Annotated in this window: 17 protein-coding genes and 1 tRNA gene; 12 read left to right on the forward strand and 6 right to left on the reverse strand. The window is 49.5% G+C overall.

What is annotated here, in order from left to right; genetic code table 11:
- The first annotated feature begins 304 nt into the window (after positions 1–304).
- From CRO03_RS09720 to CRO03_RS09730, 3 genes are all read left to right on the forward strand, one after another.
- On the forward strand, positions 305–595 hold the full coding sequence (locus tag CRO03_RS09720; protein WP_046554672.1) for a co-chaperone GroES: 291 nt from the start codon (positions 305–307) through the stop codon (positions 593–595).
- Positions 596–656: 61 nt separating this feature from the next.
- Positions 657–2,294: a chaperonin GroEL gene (groL, locus tag CRO03_RS09725; RefSeq protein WP_097111438.1), complete on the forward strand. Its 1,638-nt coding sequence runs from the start codon at positions 657–659 to the stop codon at positions 2,292–2,294.
- A 249-nt stretch (positions 2,295–2,543) separates the two neighbouring features.
- A complete protein-coding gene (locus CRO03_RS09730) occupies positions 2,544–3,101 on the forward strand; it encodes a DUF3016 domain-containing protein (protein WP_097111439.1) in 558 nt (185 codons plus the stop codon).
- Positions 3,102–3,108: 7 nt separating this feature from the next.
- Here CRO03_RS09730 and CRO03_RS09735 read toward each other — a convergent pair whose 3' ends face one another.
- On the reverse strand, positions 3,109–3,444 hold the full coding sequence (locus CRO03_RS09735) for a hypothetical protein (protein WP_097111440.1): 336 nt from the start codon (positions 3,442–3,444) through the stop codon (positions 3,109–3,111).
- A gap of 96 nt (positions 3,445–3,540) precedes the next feature.
- Positions 3,541–3,846: a prephenate dehydrogenase gene (locus CRO03_RS09740; RefSeq protein ID WP_097111441.1), complete on the reverse strand. Its 306-nt coding sequence runs from the start codon at positions 3,844–3,846 to the stop codon at positions 3,541–3,543.
- Positions 3,847–4,040: 194 nt separating this feature from the next.
- On the opposite strand from CRO03_RS09740, the gene CRO03_RS09745 reads away from it, so the two are divergent.
- Positions 4,041–4,433, forward strand: coding sequence for a MerC domain-containing protein (locus tag CRO03_RS09745; protein ID WP_245861575.1), 393 nt, complete (start codon positions 4,041–4,043; stop codon positions 4,431–4,433).
- Here CRO03_RS09745 and CRO03_RS09750 read toward each other — a convergent pair.
- The 3 genes from CRO03_RS09750 to rsgA form a co-directional block, all read right to left on the reverse strand.
- On the reverse strand, positions 4,430–5,134 hold the full coding sequence (locus CRO03_RS09750) for a glycerophosphodiester phosphodiesterase (RefSeq protein WP_097111443.1): 705 nt from the start codon (positions 5,132–5,134) through the stop codon (positions 4,430–4,432). The genes CRO03_RS09745 and CRO03_RS09750 overlap by 4 nt on opposite strands.
- Before the next feature lie 207 nt (positions 5,135–5,341).
- On the reverse strand, positions 5,342–6,199 hold the full coding sequence (gene asd / locus CRO03_RS09755; protein ID WP_097111444.1) for an archaetidylserine decarboxylase: 858 nt from the start codon (positions 6,197–6,199) through the stop codon (positions 5,342–5,344).
- 19 nt (positions 6,200–6,218) lie between these two features.
- Entirely contained in the window at positions 6,219–7,253 is a 1,035-nt protein-coding gene (gene rsgA / locus CRO03_RS09760) for a small ribosomal subunit biogenesis GTPase RsgA (RefSeq protein ID WP_097111445.1), read from the reverse strand.
- Between the two features lie 111 nt (positions 7,254–7,364).
- Here rsgA and orn point away from each other — a divergent pair, with 111 nt between their 5' ends.
- From orn to CRO03_RS09775, 3 genes are all read left to right on the forward strand, one after another.
- Entirely contained in the window at positions 7,365–7,916 is a 552-nt protein-coding gene (orn, locus tag CRO03_RS09765; RefSeq protein WP_097111446.1) for an oligoribonuclease, read from the forward strand.
- Between the two features lie 66 nt (positions 7,917–7,982).
- Positions 7,983–8,058: transfer RNA gene (locus tag CRO03_RS09770), tRNA-Gly, on the forward strand.
- 84 nt (positions 8,059–8,142) lie between these two features.
- Entirely contained in the window at positions 8,143–8,343 is a 201-nt protein-coding gene (locus CRO03_RS09775; protein ID WP_097111447.1) for a DUF1289 domain-containing protein, read from the forward strand.
- Here the strand turns inward: CRO03_RS09775 and queG are convergent.
- On the reverse strand, positions 8,312–9,445 hold the full coding sequence (gene queG / locus CRO03_RS09780; protein WP_212682401.1) for a tRNA epoxyqueuosine(34) reductase QueG: 1,134 nt from the start codon (positions 9,443–9,445) through the stop codon (positions 8,312–8,314). The two genes, CRO03_RS09775 and queG, sit on opposite strands and share 32 nt — an antisense overlap.
- Before the next feature lie 213 nt (positions 9,446–9,658).
- On the opposite strand from queG, the gene tsaE reads away from it, so the two are divergent.
- From tsaE to hfq, 5 genes are all read left to right on the forward strand, one after another.
- Positions 9,659–10,168: a tRNA (adenosine(37)-N6)-threonylcarbamoyltransferase complex ATPase subunit type 1 TsaE gene (gene tsaE / locus CRO03_RS09785; RefSeq protein ID WP_245861577.1), complete on the forward strand. Its 510-nt coding sequence runs from the start codon at positions 9,659–9,661 to the stop codon at positions 10,166–10,168.
- Positions 10,155–11,462 carry an N-acetylmuramoyl-L-alanine amidase gene (locus CRO03_RS09790; RefSeq protein ID WP_245861579.1) on the forward strand — a complete coding sequence of 436 codons (1,308 nt, stop codon included), beginning with the start codon at positions 10,155–10,157 and terminating at the stop codon, positions 11,460–11,462. Before tsaE ends, CRO03_RS09790 begins: the two co-directional genes overlap by 14 nt.
- A gap of 2 nt (positions 11,463–11,464) precedes the next feature.
- Positions 11,465–13,198: a DNA mismatch repair endonuclease MutL gene (gene mutL, locus CRO03_RS09795; protein ID WP_097111448.1), complete on the forward strand. Its 1,734-nt coding sequence runs from the start codon at positions 11,465–11,467 to the stop codon at positions 13,196–13,198.
- Positions 13,195–14,121: a tRNA (adenosine(37)-N6)-dimethylallyltransferase MiaA gene (miaA, locus tag CRO03_RS09800; RefSeq protein WP_097111449.1), complete on the forward strand. Its 927-nt coding sequence runs from the start codon at positions 13,195–13,197 to the stop codon at positions 14,119–14,121. Before mutL ends, miaA begins: the two co-directional genes overlap by 4 nt.
- A gap of 91 nt (positions 14,122–14,212) precedes the next feature.
- Positions 14,213–14,476, forward strand: coding sequence for an RNA chaperone Hfq (hfq, locus tag CRO03_RS09805; RefSeq protein ID WP_097111450.1), 264 nt, complete (start codon positions 14,213–14,215; stop codon positions 14,474–14,476).
- The last annotated feature ends 13 nt before the right edge of the window (positions 14,477–14,489 follow it).

Below are 14,489 nucleotides of genomic sequence, written 5' to 3' on the forward strand. Positions count from 1 at the left end.
CTGTAACCACGCCATTATATGTTCGTTGTTGCAGGTTTATGTCGTCATCATACGTTGCTAACCGCCGGTTAGTCTTCAAGTTGCGATCAACCTCTGCAGGCAATAGACCTGCTGCGGCTGGCTATTATTTCAATAGTTACTTAATTAAGCCTTAAAAAATACCATTTCGGCTGTACTTAGTCGCGCCGGGCCACAACAAATTTTTTAGTTTGCCCCTTGGATTTTTTTGGCTATTGCCCCATATACCGAACACACATTTTAACACCCATGTTAAAACTCAAAAAACGCTTTAGGAGATTAGAGCATGAATATTCGTCCATTACATGATCGTGTCATCATCAAACGCTTAGAAGCAGAAAGCAAGTCAGCGGGTGGCATCGTCTTAACTGGCGCTTCTGCCGAGAAATCCAGCCGTGGCGAAGTCGTTGCGGTTGGCAATGGTCGCATTCTGGATAGCGGTGACGTGAAGCCATTAGATGTAAAAGTTGGCGACAAAGTATTATTTGGTGCTTATGTAGAGCGCACTGAAAAAGTAGACGGGCAAGAGTTTGTGATCACCAAAGAAGACAACATTTTAGGTGTGATCCTCGATTAAGTGCTGTTTAGCTGCACGTTAACGCATCGTTTAACTTGAAACTGAATTAAGGAATTTGAAAATGGCTGCAAAAGACGTACGTTTTGGCGACGAAGCTCGCAATAAAATGCTTAAGGGCGTAAACATTCTGGCAAACGCGGTTCGGGTAACCCTGGGCCCGAAAGGCCGCAATGTTATTCTGGATAAATCTTTCGGCTCACCTCTGATCACCAAAGATGGTGTATCGGTAGCCAAAGAAATTGAACTGGAAGACAAGTTCGAAAATATGGGCGCGCAAATGGTGAAAGAAGTTGCTTCTAAAGCCAATGACGAAGCCGGTGATGGTACGACTACCGCTACCGTATTAGCCCAGAATATTATCAATGAGGGCGTGAAAGCGGTTGCTGCCGGCATGAACCCGATGGATTTAAAGCGCGGTATCGATAAAGCTGTTATTGCCGCGGTAGAAGAGTTGAAAAACTTATCTCAGCCTTGTGCCGACACTAAGGCGATTGCTCAGGTTGGTACTATTTCTGCGAACTCTGACGAGGAAATCGGTAAAATCATTGCTGATGCCATGGATAAAGTGGGCAAAGAAGGCGTAATCACGGTTGAAGAAGGCCAGGGTTTAGCCAACGAGCTGGACGTGGTTGAAGGTATGCAGTTTGACCGTGGGTACCTGTCGCCGTACTTCATCAACAACCAGGAGGCCGGCCAGGTTGAACTGGACAGCCCGTTTATTCTGACCGTTGATAAGAAAATTTCTAACATCCGCGAATTGCTGCCGGTATTAGAAGGTGTTGCTAAAGCAGGCAAGCCACTGCTGATCATCGCTGAAGATTTAGAAGGCGAAGCCCTGGCAACGCTGGTTGTGAACAATATGCGCGGCATCGTTAAAGTGTCTGCGGTTAAGGCGCCAGGTTTTGGTGACCGTCGTAAGGCAATGCTGCAGGATATCGCGACCTTAACCGGTGGTACCGTGATTTCTGAAGAAATCGGTATGGAGCTGGAAAAAGCTACGCTGGAAGATTTAGGTACCGCCAAGCGTGTTGTGATCACCAAAGACAACACCACCATCATTGATGGTGCAGGTGAGCAAAGTGGTATCGATGGCCGGGTGAAGCAAATTCGCCAGCAAATTGAAGAAGCAACCTCAGATTACGATAAAGAGAAGCTGCAGGAACGTCTGGCCAAACTGGCTGGCGGTGTCGCTGTCATCAAAGTGGGCGCGACCACTGAGATGGAAATGAAAGAGAAAAAAGCCCGGGTTGAAGATGCATTGCATGCCACCCGCGCTGCAGTAGAAGAAGGCGTGGTGCCTGGTGGCGGTGTTGCTCTGGTTCGTGTTGCAGCCAAGCTGACCAGCTTAACCGGTGCTAACGAAGACCAGACGCACGGCATTAAAATTGCGCTGCGCGCCATGGAAGCACCACTGCGTCAAATCGTGGCTAATGCCGGTGAAGAGCCGTCAGTGGTAGTAAACAAGGTGAAAGAAGGTTCAGGTAACTACGGTTATAATGCTGCGACCGACGTTTACGGCGATATGCTGGAGATGGGTATTCTGGATCCAACTAAAGTAACCCGTTCAGCACTGCAGTTTGCTGCGTCTGTTGGTTCACTGATGATCACCACTGAAGCGATGATCACTGAACTGCCGAAAGATGATGCCCCGGCGATGCCTGATATGGGCGGTATGGGTGGCATGGGCGGCATGATGTAAACCAGCACCGCTGCTCCAGAAAAAGCTCCCGGGTAATAGCGGGAGCTTTTTTTTTGCTACAACTTTACCCATATTGCTCTGCCTATCTATACAAATTTACACAGCATGTGATGGCCGTTGTGCATTATAGTGTGAAAGTGTGATGCTGAACTAAACTTAACATCATGATCGTGGTCTGATATAGCATTGTAGAACGAGACTGGCTGTCAACACTGACAGGTGTTCGGGCTACTACAGTGGGAGGTAATAATGAAAACTTTTATGACAGCGATATTTGCTCTGATACTAGCGGTGCCTGCATACAGTAACCCAGAGGCAGAAACTGGGGCAGAGCTGGATCTCAGCTGGCAAGAGCCGGAAAAATTCACTGATATCCGAGCTGCCAATGACTCCCGCAGCCGTTTTCAGGATCGGGTGCAGCGCAATTTCGAAAAGTTCTTTCAGGAAATGGCCAATGAATTACCTGAAGGTTATAGCTGGCAGGTAACGATTACTGATATTGATCTGGCAGGTGAAGTTGACTATTTCGTTACCAATACCGGCCAGGCTATCCGGGTAATAAAAGAAATTAACTCACCAGCCATTCGTTTTAACCATTTGTTGCGTGATCAATATGGCGAAGAAGTAACAGGTGGTGAGGAACGCTTTCGCGATATGGGCTTTATGAGCAGAATGTCGCCACGAGGCAATTCTCCCGAATTTGAGTTTGAGAGGGTGATGCTGCAAGACTGGTTTAAAAAAGAATTACAGCCGAAAATTACCGAACACGCAGCTTTGCCTGCCAAGGTTAGTCATCCAGAGCGTTAAGTGATTACTACAGAAAGCGGGCAATATTACGGTAAATTTCCAGTGCCTGCTCTCTGGTAAGTTGGCCGGCGGAAGCTGCCCGGCCTATACTGCTGCTTACCCTGACACTTTCTGAGCTACGTTCTGTTGGTTGTTGTGGTTGAGTTGCCGGGCTTTCAACCACGGCATTAGTTGCAGCGGCGGCAATATTGGTTTGGCGCGAAGCTGTATCTGCCAGCAAAGGCGCTGCGGCCTCTGCGCGGCTAGTGTTTAAACTGCCATTGGCGGCACTACTTAAACTGTTAGTAGTAACGGTATTAACGACCATAATCTGCTCACTACCCTGAACGGCGTTAGTTGCCAATATTAAGCATAGTAATCTTTACTGATTTTGCCAGCCGTCCTTGCAACCCAGTCCTTGTTTGCAGCGGCTTACTAGTCCTTATTTACTCATTACTACTTATTTAACAACCATTCGAAACTCAGCCAGTGTCTTATGAAGCAGTTGTAGCTGCTTTACCACCCGGGCCAGGGTAGCGGTATTAAATTGCTGGCTTTGCCTTATCGCGGCAACCTGCTCAGCCGCTTCGCTTAAATAAGGCATAAAACGATTACTGTTTACGCTGAAATCGCTGCTTGTCGGAAAAATACTCTGGTGTTTCGCCTGACCCTGCTGTTGCAGTTGCTCCAGGACTGCATCGGCGTCTAATGCTTTGCGATACAGCTCTTTCAGGTTTTCATCAAGTTGAGATAATAAGGAGTCCATAACAGGCCTGATTAAATTAAAGTGGCGCCATTATGCCACAAGCGGCAAGGCCGATCAGCTCTGGCAGGCAGCTGTTAACGCTGCCGACTAAAACTAAATGTGGCCCGGCCGTTTATTTGTGTTTTGATTTGTTATATTATATCGTTTTACAGTATTCAACACAGCGGGTTTAAATCGTGCTAGCCAGAGCCAGAGTGTTATTTGACAAAGTAGGTATTACCGTGACGTCGCTATGTGCGATTCACTGTATTCTGCTGCCGGTTTTATTACCGTTGTTACCACTACTTGGCTTAACGGTTAATCATAACCATGCCTTTGAGCGCGTGATGTTGTTGTTTACCATGGTGCTGGGTTTTGTGGCATTGTTTATCGGTTTTCATCGTTATCACCGCAAGCTATACCCTTTTTACTCATTGTTTTTAGGTGGCTTTATCTACTGGCAACGGGATGTATGGGGCCATGAATATGAGCATGCTGTATTAATTGTCGGTGCCTCACTGGTGGTGCTGGCGCATATAATGAACATGCGCTTATGCAGCCAGTGTGAAAGCTGCGACACCGAACATCACGCCGACGAACCCGCTTAAGCAGCGGGTTTTTTGTTTGACAGCTTCCGGCTTCTGGCTGGGAAATTACTAAAAATGCCATCCACGCCATATGCTTTTAAGCGCTGGATATCATCTGGCTGATCTACCGTGTAGACAAATACTTTTAAGTCACGGGCTTTGGCGTCGTCAACAAAAGCCTGGTTAATAAAACTGACATCGCAATGCACGCTATAAGCTTGCAGCGTGCTGGCGAACGCGGCGTAATCGAGCGGGAGTGAGGCAGTCAGTGCCCCTAATCTCAGCTGTGGCTGTTGTTGTTTAATGGCCGACAGCAGGTGATGGTTAAAAGAAGAGATAACCAGGCTTTCCAGATCAAACCCCAGTTGCTGTTCTGCTTTATTAAGCAGCGCTAATAGCGGCGCTACCGTGTCATCGCCTTTTAACTCGATATTCAGCCAGCATTTGTTATGGGTAAGCTCAAGTACCTGCCATAAGGTAGGAATACGCTGGCCCTGACCAGCATCCAGTTGCATCAGCTTGGCTAAACTATATTGATAAATACTGCCAGTACCATTGGTGGTGCGGGCTAAATGATGGTCGTGAATGACAATCAGCTCACCCTGCACGGCAAATACGTCTATCTCAACAGCGTCCGCACCCTGAACGGTGGCTTGCTCAATAGCCAGCAGGGTGTTCTCCGGGTATTCGCCACTGGCGCCCCGATGGGCGATGATTTGCATAGCTACTCCTCTAAACTGTTCTGGATTAGTCTACTGCAGAAAAAGCGAGAGCAGAGTATTTTTTTCTGAGACCGTTGAAGCCCTGGACGGGCGGAAACGAGCCCCCATGGATGGGTTTACGGCGTGTCGCAGAAAAAATATACGGCGCTATCGCGAGTGCAGAGAAAGGAGCAGGACATTACAATGTCCTGCTCAGGAGAGGATAAATTAGTTAATTTCAGCAAAAGGGGCACCCATCCGGGTGACGGTGCCGGGCTGCTGGTCAGCCAGAAAATCAACTTTGCCGGCCGGGAACGCCAGTACCACGGTAGAGCCCAGTTTAAAGCGGCCCATTTCAGCTCCTTTCTCCAGTTTAACCGCAGTATTGCCGGTTGCCGGATAGCTCCAGCGGAAAATGGTTTTGCCGGTTGGTGGGGTAATGGTGCCTGCCCAGACTGTTTCAATGCTGGCCACTATGGTGGCGCCCACTAATACCAGTGCCATCGGGCCAAACTCGGTATCAAAAATGGTCACTACCCGCTCATTCAACGCAAATAAGTCCTTTACGCATTCTGCTGTTAACGGATTTACCGAGAACAGCTCGCCCGGGATATAAATCATTTCGCGCAGGGTGCCGCTTACCGGCATATGAATACGATGGTAATCTTTTGGTGCCAGGTAAATAGTGGCAAAAGTCCCGCCGGCAAAGGGCGTTGAGGTTTGCTCCAGACCGCCCAGCAGGTTTTGTAACGAGTAGTTGTGGTCTTTCGCCTGCACCAGTTTGCCGTCAACAATAGGGCCTAACTGACTGATAGCGCCATCTACCGGGTGAGCAATAATATCAGGCTCGCTGGCCAGTGGCCGGATACCGTCTTTTAATGGCCGGGTAAAAAACGCATTAAAGCTGGCGTAATCTTCTGCGCGCTCCCATTGTGCTTCGCTCATATCAATCTTATAGGCTTTGATAAACCGCTTGATCAGAAAGTGGCTGAACCAGCCCAGTTCAGCGGCCGCCACTTTGCCTGCCAGACGCGATATCAGATGTTTCGGCATCAGGTATTGCAGGGTGATTTTTACTTTATCCATAGGGTTACTAGCCTTTCACTTAAAAATAATTTGGTTTGTCCTGCGCCATACTGGCCAGGATTTTTAAATAGCTGTCATAGCGTTCGCTGCTGATTTCGCCTTGCTGCACCGCATGCTGAATGGCACAGCCCGGGTCATTTACATGTTTACAATCGCGGAATTTACAGCGGCCAAGCCAGGGCTGAAACTCGATAAAACCTTCGGTCACTTCCTGCTCGCTTAAGTGCCACAAGGCAAACTCGCGAATACCGGGAGAGTCTATTAAATCGCCACCCTCTGGCAGATGATACAGCCTTGATACGGTAGTAGTGTGCTGGCCCAGCCCCGAATTTTCTGATACTTCGCGGGTAGCCGCAGTCAGACCCGGCATCAGATTATTCATTAACGATGATTTGCCCACGCCCGACTGACCAACAAAAATACTGGTACCACTGTGAATGTGCTGCAGCAGCTCTGGCATGCCCTGGCCGCTTTTGGCGCTAACCAAAAGATAATCATAGCCAATTTTCCGGTACAGGCTAAGTTGCTCATTTAATTGCAGGTGCTGGTCATCCGTCAGCAAATCTACTTTATTGATCACCAGCAGCGGTTTAATGTGAGTCATTTCGGCGGCGACTAAGTAGCGGTCGATGATATTCAGTGACAGTGCCGGTAAAATGGCTGAGACAATAATCATTAAATCAATATTGGCCGCCACGGGTTTTAAACCATCGTAGAAGTCGGGGCGCAGCAGTACTGAGCTGCGATCCTCAACTGCGTCTATAACCCCGTCGATACTGCCGGTGCTTTGCCTGGCGCGGCGCCAGACCACTTTATCCCCGGTCACCACCGAGCTGATGGTACGACGCATGCTGCAGCGCACGACGTCACCATTGCTATCTTCAACGTCGGCATGCTGGCCAAAGCGGCTAAGTACCAGCCCGGGTTCTGCTGCCAGTAAAACATCGTCATCCCATTGATCGGCTTTAACTTTTTTATTACCGCGCAGCCGTTTTTGCTCGTTCTGGGCAATCCGGTCGGTCTGGCGTTTGGTCAGGTGCTTTTTTTTGGTCACGTGCTGGTTATACCGTTGTGCGCAACGAGGCGCTATCAGTGTTAAGCTTAAGGCGTGTATCATACCTGCAATCTGAATTTGAACAAAGCAGCGCGCACTTAAGGAATGGATATGGCAACAAATGACAGCAACTTAATCTGGCTTGATTTAGAAATGACCGGGCTGGAACCAAAAACTGACGTTATTTTAGAAATGGCAACCATTGTCACCGACAGCCAGCTTAATATTCTGGCTGAAGGGCCGGTATTTGCTATCAGTACCTCGGCCCAGATCCTGGATAATATGGACCCCTGGTGTGTTGAGCAGCACGGCAAAAGTGGCTTAACTGCCCGTTGTCTGGCCAGCAATGTCAGCCTGGCCGATGCAGAAAAACAGACCATTGAATTTATAAGCCAGTATGTGACTAAGGGTAAGTCGCCAATGTGCGGTAACAGCATTGGTCAGGACCGGCGGTTTTTAGCTGAATATGCCCCCTCTTTGGAAAGCTACTTTCATTACCGTAATCTGGACGTCAGTACTGTAAAAGAACTGGCCCGGCGCTGGCATCCGGATGTCCTTAATAGAGTACAGAAAACCGGTGCACATCTGGCGCTGGACGATATTCGCGATTCAATTGCTGAATTAGTAACCTATCGCCAATATTTTTTCAAATTACCGGCATAAAGTGCTTGCATAAGCCTGCTGATTTTGTAAAATGCGCGCCATCACAACGCAACAGCGTTGACCGATGCGAGTATAGCTCAGCTGGTAGAGCGCGACCTTGCCAAGGTCGAGGTCACGAGTTCGAACCTCGTTACTCGCTCCAAATTTGAACAAAAAGCCGCTTTTAAGCGGCTTTTTGTTTTTTATTCTTTGCTACAATCAACCTAAATTAACGAAATAAGCAGCTATGGTTGAATCGCCTTGTGTCCGTAATTGTTGTCTGGATCAGCAGGACTGCTGCTTGGGTTGTGGCCGGCTGCTGGCGGAAATTCTGGAATGGCATCAGGCTTCAGAGCAGCGAAAACAGCAAATTATTCAGTTGGCGCAACAGCGTTTGCTGCTAGAACAGGCCGGCTTTAAGCATCCCGCGGCAGACCCTTCTGAATAATTCTGATCAAACGCTCGGTCGAACGGGGCAGTAAGTTAGCCGCCTGCCAGCTTTTACGTTTTTGTTGCGCCAGCGCCCAGTCGATATGTTCCGCGACCAATACCGAACAATGCGCTTTCGCTTGCTGCAAAGCGTCGGTAATTTCGCTCTGATAGGGTGCATTACCCAGGGCCACGGCAATATTACGTTGCCAGCGCTCAAAACCAATGCGCCGGATTGCGCTGCCTTCGGTTAAGCGTAAAAAAGTCTCCTCGTCCCAGGCAAACAGTTGCAGTAAATCCTGATCCTGCCACTGGGTCCGGCGCTGAAAATCACTTTCAATACTCAGGGGCGCCTCACGGTTCTCCGGACAGACCAGCTGGCAATCGTCACAGCCATAAATCCGGTTGCCAATTAGTGGTCGTAATTCTTCCGGAATCGCCGTTTTCAGTTCGATGGTCAGATAGGAGATGCAGCGACGACCGTCAACCACATAGGGCGCGACGATGGCACCGGTGGGGCAACTGGTGATACAGGCGACACAACTGCCGCAATCACCCTGATGCGGTTCGTCGACCGGCAGTGGAATATCGACCAGCAGTTCGCCCAGAAAAAACCAGGAGCCAACGCCCCGTTCCAACAACAAACTATGTTTACCGACCCAGCCTAAACCTGCGCGCTGGGCCAGGGGGCGTTCCAGGACTGGAGCTGAATCGACAAATGGCCGGAACCCCAGTTCTGGTATTTCGTTGCTTATTTTCTGAGCCAGTTTTTTCAGACGACTGCGAACTAATTTATGATAATCCCGGCCCAGTGCATAGCGACTGATGTAAGCTTTAGTCGGATCAGCCAGGTTGGTGGCAAAGCCAGCTGCTGCTGGCAGGTAATCCATTCTGACACTGAGTACCCTTAGCGTGCCGGGCAGCAATTCAGCAGGACGAGCCCGCAGCATGCCATGCTCGGCCATAAACTGCATATCGCCATGATAGCCTTGCTCCAGCCAGGCCTTAAGTTTCGGCTCTTCCGTGCTTAAGTCTGTAGCGGTAATCCCCAGTTCCTGGAAACCCAACTGCCGCGCCCATTGTTTTATTTGCGCGGCCAGTTGCTGATAATCGATTGCCATTGCTATTGGTTCCAGACGAGGTATTTATCAAAAAAAACAGCGTTACTTTAACATAGCGGTTAAGTAACCGGGAACCGGATATTCATTTCCGGGTCAGAGTATTCAAGTAATACTGCTAGTCAGGCAGCAGTTTTGCTGGCCGGCCTTTGCCATAGTTTGTTAACATGACAATAAAATTGCTGCAGTGCGCTAAATATAGTTATCAGAGGTTACGTGGCTACAGAGCATTTAACAGAGCAACCCACCGGGTTGGAGCAAGATTTAACCGCAGTATTGGCAGATGAAGCTGCCACCCTGAAATTGGCAGCCCGCCTGGCACGCCACTTACACGGCGGCTTGGTGCTGTTTTTACATGGTAGTCTGGGTGCGGGTAAAACCACATTCAGCCGCGGTATTTTGCAGGCGCTGGGTCATCAGGGCAATGTTAAAAGCCCTACTTACACCCTGGTTGAACCTTATCAGCTGGCGATGATGACGGTGAATCATTTTGATCTGTACCGGCTGGCCGACCCTGAAGAACTGGAGTTTATGGGGATCCGGGATTATTTTAATGCCCAGAGCTTGTGCTTACTGGAATGGCCTGAGCAGGGGCAAGGTTATTTACCTGAGCCCGATCTCGACATACACTTAAGTTATCTTGAGACTCAGCGACAGGTCGTTATTCGTGCTGGTACCGCTGCCGGCCGGGCCATAATAGATGCAATAAGAGATGATGAAGAATAATAATAAATTTCTTTACTGCGCCGGCTTAACCATTTTATGGTTTTTTTCAGCGTTTAGTTATGCAAGTAATCAGGTACAAAGTATCCGGATCTGGCCATCGCCCGATAATACCCGGGTGGTACTTGATCTCTCAGCAGCGCCACAATACAAAAGTTTTAGTCTGGATAGCCCCGACCGCCTGGTAATTGACCTGAGTAATATTGCCGGTGGCGGCGCATTGCCTAAAATTGATGGTGAGTCACAGCTGATTAAAGCCATTCGCAGCAGTGGTGACAACAACAGTATGCGCATCGTGCTGGACTTGACCAGTAAGGTAAAACCGACAGTGTTTTCTCTTACACCTACCGCCCCCTATGGCCACAGACTGGTGATAGATTTACCGGACAAACAGCGGACAGAGAGCCGCCCGCCACCGAGTATCCGTGCTGCGCGGGATATTATTATTGCTATCGATGCCGGTCATGGTGGCGAAGACCCGGGCTCGATTGGCCCCAGTGGTATTTTCGAAAAAAACCTGACCTTACCGATCGCCAATCGATTAGCTGAACTAATTAACAAAGAACCGGGCATGCGGGCGGTGATGGTGCGCACCGGCGATTATTTTATTCATGTTAACCGCCGCACTGAAGTAGCCCGCGGGCAACAGGCAGATTTGCTGGTATCGATTCACGCTGATGCCTTTACCTCACCGCAACCAAAAGGCGCTTCGGTATGGGTATTGTCATTGCGCCGGGCGACCACCGAAGTGGGCCGGATGCTGGAGCAAACTGAACGCCACTCAGAGTTGCTGGGTGGTGTGGCAGAAATAATACGCGACTCTGCTAATGAGCGTTATCTGGCGCAAACCGTGCTGGATTTATCGATGAATCATTCTATGGTAACTGCTTATCAGGCTGCTAATCAGGTGCTTGCCGAGCTCGGTAAGATAACCTCACTGCATCAGGCAAAGCCACAGGCCGCCAGTTTGGGGGTGTTAAAATCGCCCGATATTCCGTCAATTCTGGTTGAGGTGGGTTTTATTTCAAACCCGAAAGAGGAAAAGCAGTTAAAGTCAGCCAGTCATCAGGCCCGTTTAGCCCAATCGTTGCATCGGGCATTGAAGCGGCATTTTGAGCTGGCACCTCCGGCAGATTCATTGTTTGCTCAGCAACGGGCCCGGGAGCACAAGGTGCAGGCGGGTGAATCCTTGTCATTGCTAGCTCAGCGCTATGATGTGTCAGTCGATGCGCTGCGCAGCCACAATCAGTTAGCCAATGACAGTATCCGGATTGGTCAGGTGTTACGGATACCCTGACCATGACCATTAAAATCCTGCCGCCACAACTGGCGAATCAGATTGCCGCTGGTGAAGTGGTAGAAAGACCTGCCTCGGTGGTAAAAGAACTGGTAGAGAACAGCCTGGACGCGGGTGCCAGCCAGATTGATATCGATATTGAAAAGGGCGGCAGCAAGCTTATCCGGATCCGTGATAATGGCTCAGGCATCGCAGAACAGGAGCTGGTACTGGCGTTAAGCCGGCATGCCACCAGTAAAATCGGTAATCTGGATGACTTAGCGCAAATAACCAGCCTTGGCTTTCGTGGGGAAGCGTTAGCCAGTATCAGCTCTGTATCACGTCTGACCCTGACTTCAAAACCTGCCGGGCAAGCTGCGGCATGGCAAGCGCAGGCGGAAGGGCGCGATATGGCGGTAACGGTTAAACCCGCTGCGCACCCCGATGGCACCAGTATTGAGGTGGTCGACTTATTTTTTAACACCCCGGCCCGGCGTAAATTTCTGCGCACTGACAAAACTGAATTTAGTCATATCGATGAGTTAATAAAACGATTGGCGCTTAGCCGGTTCGATGTCAGCTGGCAGTTAAATCACAATGGCCAGAGTGTGCGTCGGTTGCCGTTGGCAAACTCGGACAATGCCCGCCAGAAAAGAGTGGCTTTGCTGTGTGGCAAAGCATTTGCTGAGCAGGCTGCCTATATTGAAAACAGTTATGGTGTAATGAAGCTAAGCGGCTGGATCCTGGCGCCGCAAGCTTGTCAGAGCCAGCCGGGTTGCCAGTATTGCTACGTAAATGGCCGGATGATGCGTGATAAGTTGTTGAACCACGCTATTCGTCAGGCATATGGTGAACGGCTGACTGCTGAACAGCAACCCGGGTTTGTTTTGTATCTGCAGATAACCCCGGCAGAGGTTGACGTTAATGTTCATCCGGCGAAGCATGAAGTGCGTTTTCATCAGGCACGACTGGTGCATGATTTTGTGGTTAGTGCACTTTCAGATGCCCTGGCACAGTTAGCTAATGAACAGGCCAGGCCTCAGCAAAAGGTAGCAGACAATATGGCCGCGTATCAGGTAGAAGATGGTGCCAATAATCCTGAAAGCCGGCATTGGGGAGTTCAGCGTACAGGTCGGCCAGCGTTTAACTCAGCTGCGAGACCAGAAAAAACTGCCCCTCGCCAGACTGACCAACAGATGCAGTATTTGCAGGGCCAGTATGCTGCGGCCAATACAGAGGGTAAGGTCGCTACCGAATCAACCGCGGTTATATTGCCAGCGGGAATGGGCTTCGCCATTACAGAGGGGCCTGATGGTCTGGTACTGTTGGACTTAGCCGCCAGTGTTGCGCCACTTTGGCTGGCAGATGGCAATAAAGTGCCGTTGCTACTGCCGTTACGGTTGCAGGTTACCAACACTGAAAAACAGCTGTTGCTGGCATCGGCCAGTTTGTTGCAGCAATTAGGCTTCGATATTTTACTGCAGGACAATACCGCTATTGTCAGAGCGGTTGCACCCTGGCTGCGTTCAACCTCATTAAGCCAGTGGTTACTGCATTCATTACCTTTGTTGCAACCTGACAAAGCGGTTGCCAGCGGCCAGGCCATATTGTCTATGCTACTTTCATCGAATTGGCTCAGCAGTGCGGCACTGATAAACTATTTTGCGCCAATGTTAACTAACAGCAAAAATTGGCTGGCAGTGCCATTGGATCTAAGCACCAGTATTCAGGCGTTAAGCCAGCAAGGGCTGCCATGAGTAGCGCTATGCCTGTTATTTTTATTATGGGGCCTACGGCGTCAGGCAAAACTGCGCTGGCGATCGATCTGTTCAAGCGGTTGCCGGCAGAACTTATCAGTGTCGACAGCGCGTTAATTTACCGCGGAATGGATATTGGCACTGCTAAACCAACCCGCGAAGAGTTATTGCAGGCGCCACATCACCTGCTGGATATTCTGGAACCTGAACAGTGTTATTCGGCCGCTGATTTCCGGGATGATGCGCTGAGCTTAATAGCTGACATTCAGCAACGTGGTAAAATACCCATATTGGTTGGTGGCACTATGTTGTATTTTAAAGCGTTGCTGGAAGGTATATCGCCGTTACCGGCAGCGGATAGCGGTATCCGCGCTGAGTTGGAGGCTGAAGCAAACACGATTGGCTGGCCGGCCATGCACCAGCAATTGCAACACATTGACCCGGTTGCGGCTGAACGCATTCATCCAAATGACCCGCAGCGGATAAACCGCGCGCTGGAGGTTTACCGGCTTACCGGCAACACCATGACAGAATTAACTGCACAAAAAGGGGAACCTTTTCCGTATAAAGTACACCAATTTGCGATTGCGCCAACTGATCGTGCATTACTGCATCAGCGTATAGCAGACAGGTTTCAGCAGATGTTAGCGAACGGTTTTGAACAGGAAGTTATCCGCTTAAAAAGCCAGCCGCAGTTGCACGCAGATTTGCCGGCAATGCGTTGTGTTGGCTACCGTCAGGTCTGGCAATATCTGGATGGCGAGTTTAGTTACAACGAGATGATAGATAAAGGCATCGCAGCCACCCGGCAACTGGCGAAACGGCAGCTGACCTGGTTGAGAGGCTGGCAAGATGTTAAATGGTTAAAAAGTGAAGCAGAACCGGCAGAAAACTTGCAAGCGGTACTTTCTTCGCTAAGCTAAGTAAGACGGAAAAAAAAGTTAGCTTTAACAACTTGAAATAAAAAAAATAATACCTATATACAGCTCACTAATAAAAAAAGGAAAGCGGCACATGGCAAAGGGCCAATCTTTACAGGATCCATTTTTAAACACCTTAAGACGAGAGCGTATTCCGGTCTCTATTTATCTGGTGAATGGAATTAAACTTCAGGGGCAGATTGAGTCTTTTGATCAATTCGTCATCTTACTGAAAAATACGGTAAGCCAGATGGTTTACAAGCATGCGATTTCCACGGTTGTGCCAGCTCGCGCCGTCAATACTATGGTTAGCCATGGCGCTGGCCAAAGCGACAGCGAAGGTGAGGATGTGGAATAACGCCAGGAGCAAT

Source organism: Arsukibacterium tuosuense, from assembly GCF_900215315.1.
GTDB lineage: Bacteria > Pseudomonadota > Gammaproteobacteria > Enterobacterales > Alteromonadaceae > Alishewanella > Alishewanella tuosuense.

What these genes read in the sequence shown, in the direction of transcription:
- CRO03_RS09775 (WP_097111447.1), top strand. Translation starts at nt 8,143, where the DNA reads ATGGTTGAATCGCCTTGTGTCCGTAATTGTTGTCTGGATCAGCAGGAC.
- CRO03_RS09750 (WP_097111443.1), bottom strand. Translation starts at nt 5,134, where the DNA reads ATGCAAATCATCGCCCATCGGGGCGCCAGTGGCGAATACCCGGAGAAC.
- hfq (WP_097111450.1), top strand. Translation starts at nt 14,213, where the DNA reads ATGGCAAAGGGCCAATCTTTACAGGATCCATTTTTAAACACCTTAAGA.
- mutL (WP_097111448.1), top strand. Translation starts at nt 11,465, where the DNA reads ATGACCATTAAAATCCTGCCGCCACAACTGGCGAATCAGATTGCCGCT.
- CRO03_RS09790 (WP_245861579.1), top strand. Translation starts at nt 10,155, where the DNA reads ATGATGAAGAATAATAATAAATTTCTTTACTGCGCCGGCTTAACCATT.
- CRO03_RS09730 (WP_097111439.1), top strand. Translation starts at nt 2,544, where the DNA reads ATGAAAACTTTTATGACAGCGATATTTGCTCTGATACTAGCGGTGCCT.
- asd (WP_097111444.1), bottom strand. Translation starts at nt 6,199, where the DNA reads ATGGATAAAGTAAAAATCACCCTGCAATACCTGATGCCGAAACATCTG.
- miaA (WP_097111449.1), top strand. Translation starts at nt 13,195, where the DNA reads ATGAGTAGCGCTATGCCTGTTATTTTTATTATGGGGCCTACGGCGTCA.
- orn (WP_097111446.1), top strand. Translation starts at nt 7,365, where the DNA reads ATGGCAACAAATGACAGCAACTTAATCTGGCTTGATTTAGAAATGACC.
- CRO03_RS09720 (WP_046554672.1), top strand. Translation starts at nt 305, where the DNA reads ATGAATATTCGTCCATTACATGATCGTGTCATCATCAAACGCTTAGAA.
- queG (WP_212682401.1), bottom strand. Translation starts at nt 9,445, where the DNA reads ATGGCAATCGATTATCAGCAACTGGCCGCGCAAATAAAACAATGGGCG.
- CRO03_RS09740 (WP_097111441.1), bottom strand. Translation starts at nt 3,846, where the DNA reads ATGGACTCCTTATTATCTCAACTTGATGAAAACCTGAAAGAGCTGTAT.
- groL (WP_097111438.1), top strand. Translation starts at nt 657, where the DNA reads ATGGCTGCAAAAGACGTACGTTTTGGCGACGAAGCTCGCAATAAAATG.